5 protein-coding genes are annotated in these 18,647 nt (G+C 70.3%); all 5 read right to left on the minus strand.

Annotated elements, in window-relative coordinates; all coding sequences use genetic code 11:
- Nucleotides 1–43: 43 nt before the first annotated feature.
- The 5 genes from ACWZHB_RS14690 to ACWZHB_RS14710 all read right to left on the minus strand — a co-directional run bounded on the left by ACWZHB_RS14690 (nucleotide 44) and on the right by ACWZHB_RS14710 (nucleotide 18,588).
- Complete coding sequence (locus ACWZHB_RS14690) at nucleotides 44–1,033, minus strand: ATP-binding cassette domain-containing protein (protein ID WP_427908496.1); 990 nt, start codon at nucleotides 1,031–1,033, stop codon at nucleotides 44–46.
- On the minus strand, nucleotides 1,030–14,697 hold the full coding sequence (locus ACWZHB_RS14695) for an amino acid adenylation domain-containing protein (RefSeq protein WP_427908497.1): 13,668 nt from the start codon (nucleotides 14,695–14,697) through the stop codon (nucleotides 1,030–1,032). Before ACWZHB_RS14695 ends, ACWZHB_RS14690 begins: the two co-directional genes overlap by 4 nt.
- 203 nt (nucleotides 14,698–14,900) lie before the next feature.
- Nucleotides 14,901–16,469, minus strand: coding sequence for an apolipoprotein N-acyltransferase (gene lnt, locus ACWZHB_RS14700; protein ID WP_427909169.1), 1,569 nt, complete (start codon nucleotides 16,467–16,469; stop codon nucleotides 14,901–14,903).
- A gap of 188 nt (nucleotides 16,470–16,657) precedes the next feature.
- Nucleotides 16,658–18,250 carry an amidohydrolase gene (locus ACWZHB_RS14705; RefSeq protein WP_427908498.1) on the minus strand — a complete coding sequence of 531 codons (1,593 nt, stop codon included), beginning with the start codon at nucleotides 18,248–18,250 and terminating at the stop codon, nucleotides 16,658–16,660.
- Nucleotides 18,251–18,384: 134 nt separating this feature from the next.
- On the minus strand, nucleotides 18,385–18,588 hold the full coding sequence (locus tag ACWZHB_RS14710) for a hypothetical protein (RefSeq protein ID WP_427908499.1): 204 nt from the start codon (nucleotides 18,586–18,588) through the stop codon (nucleotides 18,385–18,387).
- Between the last annotated feature and the right edge of the window lie 59 nt (nucleotides 18,589–18,647).

The raw sequence follows: 18,647 nt of genomic DNA on the forward strand, positions 1-18,647 counted from the left end.
AGGTCGCGGGTTTCGTACTCGTCCCTCGCGACGTCGGGGGCACTCACGACAGGATCTCCTCTTGCACATCGTCGGTTTCGGGTTCGGGCATCGGCTCGGCCGGGGTGCCGGTGAGGGACAGGAACACGTCGTCGAGGGTCGGGCGCACGACGTTCGCGTCCAGGACGCAGACTCCGGCGTCGTCGAGGCGGCGCAGCGCTTCGACCATCGTGCGCGACCCGTTGCCGACCACCACCGACACTTCGTCGCTGCCCGGCTCGTGGATCGGTTCGCCGACGCCGACCTGCTGCAGGACCGAGACCGCGGACATCGGGCTCTGCCCGGCGGCGAGGGTGACGGTGAGCCGGTCACCGCCGATGGAGGTCTTGAGTTCGTCGGCCGAACCACGGGCGATGACCGTGCCCTTGTCGATGACGGTGATCCGGTCGGCGAGCAGGTCGGCCTCTTCGAGGTACTGGGTGGTGAGCAGGACGGTGGTGCCGTCGTCGACGAGATCACCGATCACCCCCCACATGTCGAGGCGCCCGCGCGGGTCGAGGCCCGTGGTCGGCTCGTCGAGCACCACCACCGGCGGTCGCGCCACCAGCGCACCGGCCAGGTCGAGGCGACGTGCCATGCCACCGGAGTAGGTGCCCGCCCGCCTGCCCGCCGCGTGGTCGAGGCCGAACGCGGTGAGCAGTTCCTCCACGCGCGCCACCGACTGCTTGCGGCCCATGCCGTACAGGCGCGCCACCATGCGCAGGTTCTCGTAGCCGGTCAGGTTCGCGTCGACCGCTGCGTACTGACCGGACAACCCGATCCTGGTGCGCGCGGTGGCCGGGTCGGCCAGCACATCGATGCCGGCGACCCGCACCGAGCCCGCGTCGGGCCGCAACAGCGTGGTGACGATCCGCACGGTCGTGGTCTTGCCCGCGCCGTTGGGCCCGAGCAGGCCGAGCACGGTGCCTGCCGGTATCTCCAGGTCGATCTCTTTCAGCACGCGTACCTTGCCGTAACTCTTGGCAAGGCCGCGCACTTCTACCGCGAGACTCACGGACGCATCTCCTTCTGGCCGCTGCCGCACACGGTGATCTCCGGGACGGCATCGAGGTGGCGATGCAGCACAGGGCCGATCGCCGCCAGCGATTCCGGGGTGGTCATCGCCGCGTGCCTGCAGGGCAGGTCGTGGTTGTGGATGTTGCCGGTGACGAACGGCTGCCAGGCTTCGGCAGACCGGTTCGGATCGGCGGCATTGATCTCGTCCGCCGCGGCGGTGAAGAACACGAGATCGCCGTCGAAGGAGCGCGGCCGGAACCGGTTGGCCATGACGGTGCCGTCGGCGTAGCCGGTGTAGAGGCGTTGCAGGTGGTCCACCGACAGCGCGGCGAACGGGCCCGCCTTGGCCCGCAGCAGATCCGCCGCTTCGTTCAGGTCGAGGTCGGCGGGCAACGGTGCGCCGTCGACCAGGTCGGCGCCGAACTCGCCGAGGATGTCGGCGACGCTGGGCATCGAGGTGTCGAGCCAGCGGTCGCCGAGCTGATAGCTGTCCATCATCGCGAGTAACGCGACATCTTCGCCCGCGTCCTGCAGCTGGACCGCGATCTCCTGGGCGATCAGGCCGCCGAGCGACCAGCCGAGCAGGTGATAGGGGCCGTGCGGCTGGATCGACTTGATATGGGCCACATAGTGTCCGGCGGCTTCGGGGATCGAGGTGAAGCCGTCGTCGCCGGACACGTGCGGCGCCTGCAGGCCGTACACCGGTCGCTGGGGGGCCAGGTGCGCGAGCAGTCCCGCGTAGCACCAGGCCAGACCGATCGCCGGGTGCACGCAGAACAGCGGGGTGTCGTGCGGGCTGGTGGACGGGCGGATGGCCAGCACCGGGCTGGTGGCCGCCTCGATCACCGCGTCCGGGTCGATGTCGTCGAGCTTGGCCGCGATGGCCGCGGGCGTGGCATCGCCGAACATCATCTGCACGGGCATGTCGTAGCCCTGCTCGCGCAGTGCCGCAACGACTTTGGTGGCCAGCAGGGAGTTGCCGCCGAGTTCGAAGAACCCGTCGTCCACGCCGACCCGTTCGACCCCGAGCACCTCGGTGAACACCGCGCACAGCGCCATCTCGGCGGCGGTCACCGGCGCGCGGTAGCCACCGGACGCGGTGAACACCGGCTCGGGCAGCCGGGCCCGATCGAGCTTGCCGACCGGACTCAGCGGGACCTCGTCGAGCAGCATGATCGCCTGCGGGACCATGTAATTCGGCACGTGCCCGGCGACGTGCTCGAGCAGTTCGGGCACGCTCGGCGCGGTTCCGTTGCGCGCCTTCACGTACGAGACCAGGGCGGTGACGCCGGCCTGCGTGGTGTGGCCGATGGTGAGCGCGAGCTCGACCTCGGCGTGCCGGGCGAACGCGACGTCGATCTCGCCGAGTTCGATCCGGAAACCGCGGACCTTCACCTGATGGTCGGTACGGCCGACGTACTCCACGTCCAGCGCCGACTTCGCGCCGTCCCGCCAGCGCACCAGGTCGCCCGTGCGATACATCCGTTCGCCCGGCGCGCCGTAGGGATCGGCCACGAACCGCTGGGCGGTGAGCCCCGGCCGGTTGAGGTAGCCGCGGGCCAGCGCCGAGCCTGCCAGCTGCAGTTCACCGGTGACACCGATGGGTGTCGGATGCAGTCGCCGGTCGAGCACGCTGGCCGCGACTCCACGGATCGGCCCGCCGATGGTGATCGTGCCCTGCGGGCTCATCGGCTGTGGCATCAGCGTGACAATGGTCGTCTCGGTGGGGCCGTACACGTTGTAGAAATTGCGGCCCGGCGCCCAGCGGGCGAGCAGTTCCGGCGGTAGCGCTTCACCGCCGGTGAGCACGTGGGCGAGGGAGTGCACACCGGTCGGGTCGACGGTGCCGAGCGCGGCGGTGGTGATGAACGCGTGGGTGATCCGTTCCCGGATGAACAGCTGTCGCAGGTCCTCGCCGCCGACCACGCCGGCCGGAGCGATCACCAGCGTCGCCGCGCCACCGAGCGCGAAGAGGATGTCGAGCATGGCGGCGTCGAAGCTCGGGGTCGCGAAGTGCAGCACCCGGCTACCCGGCCGCACGTCGAAGCGGTCGGCGGTCTCGCCGGCGAAGTTCGACAGGCCACCATGGGTGACGACGACGCCCTTCGGGGTGCCGGTGGAGCCCGACGTGTAGATCACGTACGCCGGATTGTGCAGGCGCAGTGGGCGGATCCGGTCCGCGTCGGTGATCGGCGAATCGTCGGTGCCGAGCACGGTGGCCCTGGTCTGCGGGTCGTCCAGGACCAGCCAGCGGGTGTCGGCGGGCAGCCGATCGCGGTGCTCGAGCAGCGTCAGACCCAGTGCCGCGGCGGAGTCGGTGAGCATGTGACTGATCCGCTGCGGCGGGTAGTTCGGGTCGACGGGCACGAACGCGGCACCGGCCTTGGCGACGGCCAGCATGGTCGCCACCGATTCCACCGAGCGCGGAACACCGAGGGCCACCAGACTTTCGGGCCCGATGCCCTGACCGATGAGGACGCGAGCGAGGCGGTTCGTCCAGCGATCGAGGGCGTCGTAGGTGACCACTGTGTCCCCGGCGCACAACGCGACCCCGTCACGGGAGCGGGCGACGGCGGCGCCGAACACCGCGGCCAAGGTGACCGGCGGTTCGGCGCGGGTGCCGTGCACCGGCGCCAGCGCCGTCCACTCGACCGCGTCGAGCAGCGCCAGGTCGCCCACCGCGGTATTCGGGTCGGCGGCCACAGCGGTGAGCAGCCGAACCAGGCGATCGCCGAGCCTGCGCGCGGTGACCTCGTCGAACAGGTCGGCCGCGTAGTTCACCGACAGACTGATACCGTCGCCGACCCGGTCGGCGGTCTGGGTTTCGGTGAAGGTGAACTGCAGGTCGAACTTGGCGATTCCGGCGTCGGCGTCGACGGCCTCGATCCGCAGGCCGGGCAGTTCCAGCATCCGCACCGGGGTGTTGCGGACCGACAGCATCACCTGGAACAGCGGGTGATGGGACTGGGAGCGCGCCGGGTTGACCACCTCGACGAGCCGTTCGAAGGGCAGGTCGGCATTGGCGAAGGCGTCGAGGTCGCTGTCGCGGACGGTCCGCAGCAGGTCGATGAACGCGCGCTCGTCGGCTACTTCGGTGCGCAGCACCAGGGTGTTGACGAACATGCCGATCATCGCGTCGAGCGCCGGATGTCCGCGGCCCGCACTGGCCGTGCCCACGGCGATGTCCCCGGTCCCGGTGACCCGGTGCAGCAGCACCGCGAGCGCCGCGTGCAGCACCATGAACATGCTGACGTTGTTCGCGGTGGCGATGCCGCGCAGCGCCCGGTGGGTGGCCGCGTCGACCGCGCAGTCGACGGTGCCGCCCTGATAGGAGGGCACCGGCGGACGCGCCCGGTCGGCGGGCACAGTGAGCAATTCGGGCAGCCCGTCGAGCGCGGACTGCCAGTGCTCGAGCTGCTTGCTGATCAGCGAGTCCGGATCGTCCTCGGTGCCGAGCAGTTCCTGCTGCCACAGGGTGTAGTCGGCGTACTGGACCGCCGGGATCTGTTCGCCGAACGGCTCACCGGTCTGGATGCCACGGTAGGCGGCGGCCACTTCGGCGGCGAGCGGCTCGAGCGACCAGCCGTCCATCGCGATGTGGTGCACGACCAGCACCAGCACATGCTCGGTCGACCGCGCGACGGCGAACTTGGCCTTGGCCGGTGCCGACTGCCCGGTCTGGTCGACGCTGATCAGCGCCGCCCGCATCGGCACCGCGGCCGACAGGTCGAACCCCGGGGTGGCGAAACGGGTTACGGCGGTGTCGACCTCGTGTGCGGCGGCCGTCGCGTGGAACAGCGTCACGGCGGCGATCGCCGGGTCGAGCACCATCTGCTCGGGCTCCCCCGCGGTTTCCGGGAACACCGTCCGCAGCGTCTCGTGTCGACGTTGCACCGTATGCAAAGCCGCGATGAGCGCATCGAGATCGATGGTGCCGTGCAGTCGCAACACGACGGGGATGTTGTAGGCCCCCGCCGACTGACCGTCGCCGTCGGCGCCCGCGTTGAACCGGTTGAGGAACCACAGCCGGCGCTGCGCCGCGGACAACGGGATCCGCTCCGGTCGCCGCTGGGGCACCAGATCCGGCCGGTCCTCGTCGCCGGACGGTCCGGATTCGATGAGCGCGGCGAGTTCGGCGACCGTCGGTGTCGCGAAGACCGTGCGCACCTCGAGGCGCACATTGCTGGCCGCGGCCAGGCGGGCCACCAACTGGGTGGCCAGCAGCGAGTTGCCGCCGATGTCGAAGAAGCTGTCGGTGGCGCAGACCTCGCTCGCCCCGACCAGATCCTCGAACACCCGCGCGACGGTCCGCTCGGCTTCGGTCTCCGGCGCCCGGCCCGCGGTGGCGGTGAATTCCGGTTCCGGCAACGCGGTGCGGTCGAGCTTGCCGACCGGCGTGAGTGGCACTCGATCGATCACGTTCAGCGACGCGGGCACCATGTGCCCGGCCAGCCGGGCCATCGCGTGCCGTTTCACCGCCGCGACCTCCGCCGGGTCGGTGCCCTCGTCGAGCTGGATCCAGGCGACGATCCGATCGTCACCCGCGATCCGCCGGACCTCGGTGTGGGCGAAGCGAACCTCGGGATGACTGCCGAGGACGGCGCTGATCTCGCCGAGTTCGATCCGGAACCCGCGCACCTTGACCTGGTGGTCGCTGCGGCCGAGGTAGTCGATCTCCCCGCCAGCGGTCCAGCGCACGACGTCGCCGGTGCGATACATCCGGCTGCCCGCGGGGCCGAACGGGTCGGCGATGAATCGTCCCGCGGTCAGACCGTAGCGCTCGTGATAGCCCTGCGCGATGCCCGCGCCACCGATGTAGAGCTCGCCCGGTACGCCGGTGACGACCGGCCGCAGCCGCTCGTCGAGCACCAGCGCCCGTGAACCGCGAACCGGCGTTCCGATGGCCACCGGGGCACCCACGCGCAGCTCCGACATCGCGGCGATGACGGTGAACTCGGTGGGCCCGTAGGCGTTCACGAACCGCCGGCCCGGCGCCCAGTTCGCCACCAGGTCCGGTGGCACCGCCTCACCACCGGCCATCAGACCACGCAGCATCGGCAGCGGCCAGCGAGTGGCGTCGATCGAGCCGAGCACCGCGGGCGTCAGGAAGGTGTGGGTGATCTGCTCGTGTTCCAGCAGCGCGCCGAGTTCGTCGCCGCCGTAGATGTCGATCGGGCCGATCACCATCTCGGCGCCCGAGTAGACGGCCAGGAGCATGTCGAGGACGGAGACGTCGAAACTGGGCGTGGAGAAGAAGAACGTCCGGGAGAACCGGTCGAGACCCATGCGTTCGCGCAGGTCGAGCGCGAGGCTGGTGAGACCGCCGTGCGTGACCGTCACACCCTTGGGCAGACCGGTGGAGCCGGACGTGTAGATCTGATAGGCCAGGTCGGCGGTGCGCACCGGACGGATGCGCTCGGCGTCGGTGATCCGCGAGCCCTCGTAGTCTGCCAGCTCGACGTTCAGCTCGTCGCCGTCCATCAGCAACCACTGGGTGTCGATCGGCCCCGCGGCTTCGCGCAAAGCGTCTGCGTCCGCGCGGGCGGTGAGGACCGCGCGGGCGCCGGAGTCGGTGAGCATATGCCGCACCCGGTCGGCCGGATAGCGCGGGTCGACCGGCACGAACGCGGCACCGCTCGCCGCGACGCCGAAGATGGCGAGGGCGCAGTCCAGGGAACGGGTAAGGCCGACGGCCACCCGGTCACCGGTCCCGATGCCACGGGCGATCAGTGCCCGGCCGAGCCGGTGCGCCCGGGTGGCGACCTCGGCGTAGTCGAGCTCGCCCACCGCACCGGCGACGCTGCCGTCGGCGAACCAGCGCAGCGCCGGTCGGTGCGGATACTGCGCCGCGGCACCCTCGAGGATGTCGGCCAGGATGACCGGCGTGACCGCGGCAGGCCCCTGTGCGGGCACCCGGTCGCGATGTTCGAACACCGTGAGCGGATCGATATCGCACACCAGTCGCTGTGGGTCGGCGGTCACCTGGCTGAGAATCTGCACGAACCGGTAGGCGAGCGTGTCGATGGTGGCGGCGTCGAACAGCTCGGTGGCGTAGACGAAGTCGAACCGCAGCCCGTTCTCGTCGGCGGGCGCCACCCGCAGTTCCAGATCGAATTTGGCCAGCTCGATATCGAGCTCTTCGGCGGACAGCCGCAGCCCGGGCAGTTCCAGTTCGGGTGTGCGCTCGTCCTGCATGCTGAGCGCGACCTGGAACAGCGGGTGCCGGTTGCTCGCCCTGCTCTCCCGGCCGAGCGCGTCGACAACCCGCTCGAACGGCACATCGGCGTGGGCGAGAGCCGCCAGCTCGGCGTCGCGGTCGGCGTGCAGCAATTCGGTGAAGCTGCGACCTGGGTCGACATCGGAGCGCAGGACCAGGGTGTTGACGAACATGCCGACGAGATCGTCGAGCTGGATGTCGGTGCGTCCGGCGACCGGGGTCCCGATCGGGATATCGCGTCCGCCGGTCACGCTGCGCAGCAGCACCGACAGCGCCGAGCGCACGACCATGAACAGGCTGACACCGGTGGCGCTCGCGAGCTCGTCCAGCGCCTGCTGCAGCGGTGCCGAGACCTGGCAGGTCACGGTGCCCGCTGTGCCGGTGGGTTCGACGGGGCGGGGCCGGTCGAACGGCAGCGGCAGCTCATCGGGCAGTTCGGACAGGGTTTCGCGCCAGAACGCGAGCTGGGTGGCGGTGATGCTGTCCGGATCGTCCTCGGTGCCGAGGACCGCCCGCTGCCACAGGCTGAAGTCGGCGTACTGCACCGGCAACGGCGCGCGTTCGGCTGCCACGCCGCCGGTCCGGGCGACGTACGCCAGTGCCAGGTCACGCGTCAGTGGCCCGAGCGACCAGCCGTCGGCGGCGATGTGGTGCACCACGACACCGAGCAGGTGTTCGCCGGATGCGGTGCGCAGCAACGACACTCGCAACGGCGTCTGCCGGGTGAGGTCGAATCCCGTGCGGGCCAGTGCGGTCAGTGTCGCGTGTGCCCGGTCCGGTGCGGTGTCGACGACCTCGATCGCCGGCATCGCCTGCGCGAGTGGCAGGATCACCTGCTGGGCGCCGGAGAGATCTTCGGGGAAGACCGTGCGCAGGACCTCGTGACGCTCCACCAGGTCGGCGAGCGCGCCGCGCAGCGCGGCGATGTCCAGATCTCCGCCGATTCGCAAGACGAATGCGATGTTGTAGGCGCTCGATTCGGGAGACAATCGGTTCAGGAACCACAGCCGTTGCTGCGGCAACGACAGTGGTATGCGTCCCGGGCGCGGGGTGTGTACCGCCAGCGCCACCCGTTGCGTCCGGGGCGCTTCCGTGATCAGCCGGGCGATGCCCGCCACGGTCGGCGCCTCGAAGATCTGCCGGACGGGCAGGTCCACCTCGAAGTCCGCGTGCAGCGCGGCGGCGAGCCGGGTGGCCAGCAGCGAGTTGCCGCCGATGTCGAAGAAGCTGTCCTCCGCCCCCGGAATCGGGCGGCCGAGGATCTCGGTGAACACCGCGGCCACCCGCATCTCGAGGTGCGTGCGCGGCGCGCGCGAACCGCCGGTGACCACGAATTCCGGTGCGGGCAGGGCCTTTCGGTCCAGTTTGCCCGCCGGGGTGACCGGCATCGCGTCGAGCACCGCAAGCGCGGCGGGCACCATGTAGCCGGGCAGCGTGGCGCGGGCGGTGTCGAGCACGGCGGCCGGGTCGATCGGGGCGTCGGCGGTGACATAGGAGGCGAGCCGCTGCTGCCCCTGCTCGTCGACATGGACGACAGTCAGCGCGGACCGCACGCCCGGGTGCTCGCGCAGCACATGATCGATTTCGCGCAGTTCGATGCGGAAACCACGGATCTTGATCTGGTCGTCGGCGCGGCCGAGGAAACGCAGGCGGCCCGTCATCTCGGCGACCACGAGATCGCCTGTGCGGTACATCCTTTCGCCCACCCGGCCGTGCGGGTTGGCGACGAACCGCTGCGCGGTGAGGGCCAGCTTGCCGAGGTACCCGCGGGCCAGACCAGGCCCCGAGACGTACAGCTCGCCCGGTGTCCCCGGCGGCACCGGGTTCATCCGGCCGTCGAGGACGAACAGCCGCATGCCGCGCACGGGCCCGCCGAGCGGCACCGGCGCCCCCGGCACCATGGCCGCGCTCGCGGTGACCGCGACGGTGGCCTCCGACGGCCCGTACATGTTGTGCATCCGGTATCTGGTGGCCCAGGCGTCGACCAGTTCGTCCGAGCACGCCTCGCCCCCGACGATGACCGTGTTGAGCACCGGGAAGTCACCCGCGGGCACCGTGGCCAGCGCGGCCGGGGTGATGAACGCGTGGGTGATGCGTTCCGAGCGCAGGAAACCGGCCAGCTCCGCACCGCCGTAGAGATCGGCAGGGGCGACGACGATCGTGGCGCCCGCGGCGAACCCGAGCAGCAGTTCGAGCACCGAGGCGTCGAAGCTGGGCGAGGAGAAGTGCATGGTGCGCGCGTGGTCGGTCACCTTGAACAGCTGGGTCTGTTCGCTGGCCAGCGAGGCGATGCCCGCATGGGTCACCACGACGGCCTTGGGAGTGCCGGTCGAGCCGGAGGTGTAGATGAGATACGCGGGCTGACCGGCTCGCATGGGATTGCGCCGGTCGGCGTCGGAGAGCGGAGTGGCCGACCGGATCGCGCAGTCGGCTTCGAAATCGGCCGTGCCGAAGACCATCCACTCCGGTGCCGACCGGTGCTTCCCGGTGGCAGTGGGCAGCGCGGCGAGGTGTTCGGGCAGGGTGAGCCCGAGCATGGCGCGGGAGTCACCGATCATGTGCGCGATGCGCTCGGCCGGGTAGGCGGGGTCGATGGGCACGTACGCGGCGCCGGTCTTGGCGACCGCCCAGATGGCGATGATCGACTCGAGACTGCGCGGCAGCGCGACCGCGACGACCGTTTCGGGCGCGGCACCGTGCGCGATGAGGCTGCGCGCCAACCGGTTCGAGCGTTCGTCGAGTTCCCGGTAGGTGGTGTCGAAGCCGAGGTAGCGCACCGCCACCGAGTCGGGCAGGTGCTGCGCGGTGTCGCTGAGCAGCCGGGCCAGGGTGCCCGCCGGTTCGGCCGGCGCACCGGCCACGGGTACCAGCCGGGCGATCTCGCGCCTGTCGAGCACCTCGAGGTCGCCGATCGCGGTGGCGGGTGCGGCGACGGCGGCGGCCAGCAGGGTGGTGAACCGCCGGGCCATGGCCTCCACCGTGGCGCGATCGAAAACGTCGGTGGCGAAACCGAATTCGGCGTGCAACGGTCCGTCGTCGTGGTTGTCGCGGACCTCGAGCTGCAGGTCGAACTTGGCGACGCCGATCTCGATCGGCACCAGTTCGGCGGTGACACCGGGCAATTCGACGCGCAGTTCGGGAGTGCGGTCGTAGGACAGCATCACCTGGAACAGCGGGTGCCGACTGGTCGAGCGATCGGGGTTGACCAGTTCCACGAGCCGTTCGAACGGCACATCGGGGTTGGCGAAAGCGTCGAGGTCGGTCTCCCGCACCAGATCGAGCATGCGGTCGAACCCGGCGGCGAGGTCGACGTCGGTGCGCAACACCAGGGTGTTGACGAACATGCCGACCAGCTCGTCGAGGGCCGGATCGGAGCGGCCCGCGATGGGCGTGCCGATGGTGACGTCGGTACTCGCGCACACCCGGGCCAGCAGGGTGGCCAGCGCCGCGTGCAGCACCATGAACATGCTCACCCCGCGACCGGTCGCGAGTTCGGCTGCCGCACGCCGGGTTTCGGCGTCGATGACGAATTCGACGGTGTCCCCACCGGTGCCACGCTGCGATGGCCGTGGTCGGTCGAGCGGCAGGTCGAGCTGATCGGGTAGCCCGGCCAGAGTGCCGCGCCAGTGCCCGAGCTGGCGCGCGATGGGCGCCTCGGGGTCGGTTTCCTCACCGAGCAGTTCTCGCTGCCACATCGCGAAATCGGCGTACTGCACCGGCAGGGCCGCCCACTGCGGTGCGGCACCGCCCGCGCGCGCCGACACCGCGACCATCAGGTCCCTGGCCAGCGGGGCGACCGACCAGCCGTCACCGCTGATGTGGTGCAGCACCACGAGCAGCAGGTGCTCGTCGGCGCCGACCCGGTACAGCGCGACCCGCAGTGGTGTCTCGGTCCTCAGATCGAAACCGCGCCCCGCCACCTGCGCGGCCAGCGCGGTGATCTCGGCGGCGGCCACGTCGATCGGCGCGAGTTCGGGTTCGATCCCGGCCGCCGGGTGGATGAGCTGGTACGGGCCGTCGGGGCCTTCCGGGAAACTGGTGCGCAGGCTCTCGTGGCGCTCGAGGACGTCGCGCAGGCCCGCGCGCAGCGCGTCGAGGTCGAGGTGCCCGGTGAGCCGCAGGGCCAGGGGCATGTTGTAGGCCGCGGCGTGTTCGGCGAACCGGTTGAGGATCCACAGCCGCTGCTGGGCCAGCGACAACGGCACCCGTTCGGGCCTGCGCGCGGGAACCAGTTTCGGCGTCGACGTTTCGGACCGGTGGGTGCTGATGTATCCGGCCAGCGCGGCGATCGTGGGCGACTCGAACATCTCCCTGATGGTCACGTTCGCGTCGAGGGTGGTGTTGATCCGTGCCACCGCGCGCGCGGCGATCAGGGAGTTGCCCCCGAGGTCGAAGAAGCTGTCCTCGACACCGATCGCGGTGCCGTCCAGGGCGAGCACCTCGGTGAAGATCTCCGCGAGCGCGCATTCCAGTTCGGTCTGCGGCGCGGCGGCGCCGGTGGTGACCCGCACGCCCACCTCCGGCGCGGGCAGCGCTTTACGGTCGACCTTGCCGTTGGCGCTCAACGGCAGTTCGTCGAGCACGACCAGCGCCGAGGGCACCATGTAGGACGGCAGGCCGCGGCGTAGCGCCGCGAGCAGGGCGGCGGGGTCGGGGGCCGAGGTGCCCGGCGCGGCGACCACGTAGGCGACGAGTTCGTCGTCGCCGGTGCGGCCGGTGCGGGCCACACAGACCGCGCGCGCGATGTCGTCCTGGGCGAGCAGCGCGGATTCGATCTCGCCCAGCTCGATGCGCAGCCCGCGGATCTTGACCTGGAAGTCGGTGCGGCCCAGGTACTCCAGCACACCACCGGCGATCTGCCAGCGCGCCAGGTCGCCGGTGCGGTACATCCGCTGCCCCGGGGTGAAGGGGCTGGCGACGAACCGGTCGGCGCTCAGGTCGGGGCGACCCAGGTAGCCGCGGGCCAGCTGGGCGCCTGCCAGGTACAGCTCGCCGACGACGCCGGGCGGCACCGGTCGCAGATGCGGGTCGAGCACGTAGGTCTGGGTGTTCCACACCGGCGAACCGATCGGCACCGTGGTGGCGTCGGCCGGGCACGGCCAGTAGGTGACGTCGACCGCGGCCTCGGTGGGCCCGTACAAATTGTGCAGTTCCGGTCCGCCGTCGGGCCCGTGCAGCGCGGCATGGAAATCGGCGACGGTGGCGCCGGGCAGCGCCTCACCACTGCAGAACACCCGGCGCAGTCCCGCCCCGCCGCGCACCCGCGGGTCGGTGACGAACAGCGACAGCATCGAGGGCACGAAATGCGCTGCGGTGATAGCCCTTTCGGTGATGATCCGGGCAAGGTACGCCGGGTCACGATGCCCTTCGGGAGCGGCGACCACCAGGCGCGCACCGACCTGCAACGCCCAGAAGAACTCCCACACCGACACGTCGAAGGTGGCCGGGGTCTTCTGCAGGACCGCGTCGGTGTGGTCAAGGGGGTATTCGGCCTGCATCCAGCGCAGCCGGTTCACGATCGCGGCATGGGTGACGCCGACGCCCTTGGGCTTACCGGTGGAGCCGGAGGTGAAGATGACGTAGGCGAGGTGATCGGGCCGCAGCGGCGCGCGCCGGTCGGCATCGGTGATCGGCGCGACGTCGTTCCCGCTGACGTCGAGGGTGTCCAGATCGATCCGGGCCGTGCCCACGGGCAGCCGGACGCCGTCGCGGTCCGCGGTGAGCACACACACCGGATGTGCCTGTGTCACTACCGCTTCCATGCGGTCGACGGGGTGTTCGGGGTCGATCGGCAGGTAGGCGGCACCGGTCGCGAGCACCGCGTAGATCCCGACGACCAGGTCGATGCTGCGGTGCAGGCACACGCCGACGGTGGTCTCCGGGCCCGCGCCGCGCGCGATGAGCTCGCGCGCGAGCTGGTTCACCCGGTCACCGAGTTCGGTGTAACCGAGTGTGTGGTCACCGAATTCGAGACCGATGGCGTGCGGGCTGCGGTGCACCTGATCCTCGAACAGCGAGACCAGTGTCGCGGCCTGCATCGGCATCTCGGTGGCGTTCCACTCCCGCAACACCCGCTCGTTCTCGGCCTCGGTGATCGCGGTGAGCGCGTAGGTGGGGGTGGTCGGCTCGGCGGCCAGGAAGCGCGCGAGGAAGTCGAGGTAGCGGGAGTGATGGGCGGCGTTCTCGGTCTCGCCGTAGAGCTTCGGGTTGGCTTCGAAGTCGAGCTGGATGCGGCCGCCGTCGCTGTTGTAGATGTTGATCGAGAGGTCTTCGACGGGTCCGGTGGCGAGAACGTGCAGCTGACCGGCGATGTCGTCGAACTTCAGCTCGTCGTGGAACAGCATGATGTTGACCATCGGCCCGAAGAAGCCGCGCGCGTCACGGGAGTACCCGCAGTCGCGACGGATGTCGTCGGAGCGGTAGCGCTGGTGCCGCAGGGCGCCGGTGATCTGCAGTTCGGTCTGGCGCACGACGTCGGCGACGGTGGTGTGCTCGTCGAAACGGACGCGCAGCGGCACGACGTTCGACACCACGCCCGCCGACCGGCGCAGCGCGACGGTGGTACGGGCCGAAACCGGCAGGCTCAGTACGACATCCGGGTCGCCGGTGACCGAACGGACGTAGGCGGCGAGCGCGGCGACGATCAGCGCGGAATTGGCCGAGCCGTGCGTGGCGATCGCGTCGGTGAGCAGGGTGTCGAGGTCGGTGTCGAGCACCGCGGTGGCGCGGTGGCGGCCCGCGTCGTGGCTGTCGCCCGCGGCGGTGACCGACGACAGGGTCATCGGTTCGCCCACTCCGGCGAGCTGTTCCGTCCAGTACTCGCGGTCGGCGCGGAACCGGCTGGACTCACGGTAGCGGGACTCGTCGGCGTAGAGGTCGACGAGCGCGGCGGCCCGGGAGACGGACGGTTCGCGCTGCTCGCCGACGGCGGTGTAGATCTCGGCGGTGCGGGCGAGGGCGTTCATCGCACCGTAACCGTCGATAACGATGTGGTGTCCGCGTTCGTACCAGAACCATTCCAGGTCACCGATCCGCAACACGACGTTGATGGTGAGCGGCTCGTGCTCCATGTCGATCGGAGTGCTGGCGTGCGTGTTCATCCAGGCCAGCGCGGCGGCCCGCGGGTCGGCTTCGCCGCGGAGGTCGATCCGGGCCCAGCCGGGCCGCCAGGTGGGGTCGACCCGCTGGTGGGGGACGCCGTCGATCTCGAGTAGGCGGACGTGTCCCACCTGGGATTCCGCGCCGTACCGCTCCACCGCGTAGAGCAACCGGCCGACGTCGAGATCGCCGTGCAGTTCGACGTAATGAGCGATGGTGAGTGGAATGTCGGGCCGAATCCGTTGCGCGTACCACAGTGCTGTCTGACCGGGCGAGAGGGCGAACGGTTGGCCCGGATCCTCGTCGGTGACGCTAGAGCTGACGTGGTCGGTGGCCAAAGAACTCATCAAGCACTCCGTTTCTGCCTTGTGTCACAACTCCCCGAGCAGCGCCCGGGCACACGACGGCCCAGGGCGTGGCTTTTCCACGCCCATGATTCGGAGTACTACGGCGGCCGGATGGCTACCGATGTGAATTTATTTCGAGCTCAACGAATTACACCCCTGAAGCAGCAACTTCGTGCCGCTTCCCCCCGGTTGAAACAAACCGCTTATTCAGAATTGTCCGAACTTCGCACCGGCTGCGTCGGATTCGCGCGGCGGCGTCGAAGTAATAGCAATCCGACACCGATCGCGGTCAGGATAACGGACGCGAGTTCGGGCCACCCACCGATTCGAGTTGCGATTGTCGTCGTGTCGCGCAACGGTAGCTGGGCCACCAACGCGGCGGGGACAACCTGCTCGGTACTCTGTCTGAGCACGCCGTCTGCGGTGATGATCCCGCTGACGCCCGTGGTTGCTGCGACCACCAGCGCGCGCCCGTGCTCGACCGCCCGCACCCGCGACATAGCGAGTTGCTGATATGTCATCTCGCTCTCGCCGAACGTGGCGTTGTTGGTCGGCACCGTCAGCAATTGGGCGCCGGCGGCGAGAGAGTCCCGAAATGCCCGATCGAAAGCGACCTCGTAACAGGTCGCCACACCGATCGGCACGCCGGCGGCCGTGACCGTTCCGTCACCATTTCCCGGCACGAAATACCCCGCGCGGTCGGCATAGGAAGAGAACAGGCGGAAGAAACCGCGCATCGGCAGGTATTCGCCGAACGGCTGGATGATCTTCTTGTCATGTCGCTCCCCCGGGCCCGCTGCGCCGTTCCACACGATCACCGAGTTGGTGGTCGTGCGGTCACCGTTCACCAGGACTGCGCCGACCAGGATCGGGGCGCCGATCTTCACCGAGGCTTCGGTGATCTCGGCGGCGGCGTCGGCATTGCGCAGTGGGTCGATATCGGAGGAGTTCTCGGGCCAGATCACGATGTCGGGCCGCGCGGCCTGGCCGCGGGTGACGGCGTCGGCCAACTCCTCGGTGCGCCGGACGTGGTTGTCCAGCACGGCGCGGCGCTGGGCGTTGAAGTCGAGCCCGAGCCGCGGCACACTGCCCTGGATGGCGGCCACCGTGATCGTCCGGGTGCCTGCATCCGGGGCGGGCAGCGTCGGCCGCAGGATCACTCCGGCCAGTAGCATGATAGCCACGGCCACTACGGCGGTGGCAAATCCGGTGCGCACGGCGCGGGTGTTCGCGCGCGGCGCTGGGGTGCGCGCCCAGGCGACGACGCGCAGTGCGAGCGCGGCGAGACCGGTGCCGGTGAGGGCTACCGCGAAACCGACCAGCGGCGCCCCACCATAGGCCGCCAGCGGCAGGTACCAGCCATCGGCCTGACCGAAAGCGACACGCCCCCAAGGGAATCCACCGAACGGGAAGCTCGATCTGAGCCATTCGGTGGCGGTCCACGCCAGCGCGAGCCACACCGGCCAACCCGGCAGCGCGCTCAACCATCGAGCGAGCACACCCCAGAGCCCGAAGTACACCGCGCAGACCGTCGAGAGCGCCAGCCACGGCACCGGTCCCACATAGATCCCCGTCCACGGCAGCAGCGGCACGAAAAACGCCAGCCCGCCGAGCATTCCGTACCCGAACCCACCGCGCGGCTTGCCCGGTCCGCGCACCGCGACGGTGAGCAGCGCGACAGCCACCGGCGCGAGGAACCAGAACGGGCGCGGCGGGAAGCTGCCGAAGAGCAGTAGCCCACCCGCGGTAGCGGCGAGCATCCGCAGCATCATCAGCTTGGTCCCGATGGAGTCCGGATCGGCGGGCACCGGACGTGATCCGGCGGCGAGTGCAGGCGCACCGGCGGCAGGTGCCGGGTCGTCCGCGTCGGCGGCTGCGGAGTCGGGACGGTCGCCCGTCGCGGGGTCGATCATGGTGTGTTGCTCCGTGATTCGTTGCTTGCGCGGTGCGGCCGGTGAGGTCAGGCGGTGTAGATCGTGGTGCCGTTGTGCACGGTGCGCAGACAGGTCGGGAGGGTCGCTCCAGGGTCGAGGCGCGGGAGGCCGGGGACCCGCGAGCGGGGGTCGGTGGACCAGCGCTGCACGGTGTCGGCGGCCGCGGCGACGACGAGATCGCCCGCGTCCCAGACGGCGTAGGAAGCGGGGGCGCCGGGGACCAGTGTGCCCGCCATCCCGTCACGGACCCCGCCCGCGCGCCAGGCGCCCCGGGTGGCGGCGGCGAACGCGGCGCGCGGGGACAGGCCGTGGCCGGGAGTGCGGTGATGCACGGCCGCGCGCACCTGTTCCCACGGGTTCATGACGGTCACCGGCGCGTCGGAGCCGATGGCGAGCGAGATGCCCGCCGCCGCCATCGCCGCGAACGGGTTGAGGCCCGCGGCGCGCTCGGCGCCGAGTCGGGTCGCGTACATCCCGTCGGGCCCGCCCCAGGCGGCGTCGAAGCCGGGCTGCACGGACACGATCACGCCGAGCGCGGCGAGCTGCGCGATCGCGGCGGCGTCGGTCATCTCCGCGTGTTCGACCCGGTGCCCGCGTGCGGCGATCGCCGGTCCACCGAGTTCGCTTGCGACACGGGCGAATCCGGCGACCACGGTATCCATCGCGGCGTCGCCGATGGCGTGGAAGCCCGCCTGGATCCCCGCCTCGGTGCAGGCGCGGATGTGCGCGGTGACGGTGTCTTCGTCGAGGAAGCTCTTGCCGCAGCCCGCCGCGTCGGCGTAGGGCTCGCGCAGCAGCGCGGTGTGCGAGCCGAGTGAGCCGTCGACGAACAGATCGCCACCGAGCGCATGGACGCCGAGCTCGTCGATCAGCGCGCGCGCTTCGTCAGCGGTGCGCACAGCCTGACCCCAGTACGCGCGCACGGCAACGCCGTGTTCGAAAGCGAGTAGTTCGCGGATGTCGTCGCGACCGGAGATATCGGGACCGGCACATTCGTGCACGGCGACGATGCCGTGTGCGGCCGCCGCGTCCAGTGCGGCCGCGCGGGCCGAATCACGTTGGGCGCGAGTGAGTTCCGCGAGCGCGACCGTGCGCACCCGGTGATGGGCGTCGGCGCGCAACAGTTCGCCACGCCGATATCCGTCCCCGAGTTCACCGGCCACGTCGAGCAGCGCCGAGGAGGCGACGGCCGAATGCGCGTCGACGCGCGCCAGGTAGACGAGCCTGCCCGCACCGGCGGCCTCGTCGAGTTCGGCGACCGTCGGCGGCCGCTGTTCGGGCCAGGCGGTGTCGTCCCAGCCCTCGCCGATGATCACCCCGTCCGGCTGGTTCGCGGCGTGCGCGCGCACGGTGGCGAGCAGGTCGGACAGGGATCCGGCACCGCTCACGTCGAGCCCGGTCAGTTGGAGTCCCAGCGCGGTGACGTGCACGTGTGGGTCGACGAACGCGGGCGCTACGAACGCGCCGTCGAGGTCGATGATCTCCGCGTCGGGATGCATCGCGCGCCCGGGCGCCTCGGCACCCAGCCACACCACGGTGCCGTCGGTGACCGCCATCGCGGTCGCGTCCGGGGAGCTGGAACTGTAGAAACGGCCACCGATCAGCAACTGGGTACTCACGGTGTCCCAGTCTGCCGTATCGACGGATCGTCACCTCGGCAGGGACAGTGTCAGCTCGGCGGTGACGACGCGGATCCGGCCGCCGGCACCGCGCGGGAGGCCGATGAGCTCGCGTCAGCTCGGCCGCGAGGGTGTCAGGTCGGCAGGCACAGCGCGGCGCGCACTTCGGCGTCGCCGAACCCGGCGGGGCAATGCCCGCCCGCCTCCACGGCGATCAATTCCAATCGCCATGCGGCGGTGGTGAAGTCCGACATCGACTGTCCGGCAGCGGCGCTCGCTCTGCGCACCGCGTCGGCCAGTTCCTCGCTCACCGTAATGGTGATCTGCTCGGTGGCCATGCGGGTACTGTAGACCCTCCCCGCCGAACGGGGGGCGTGTCGGTTCAGGCCGTCTCGAA

Source organism: Nocardia sp. FBN12, assembly GCF_054031145.1.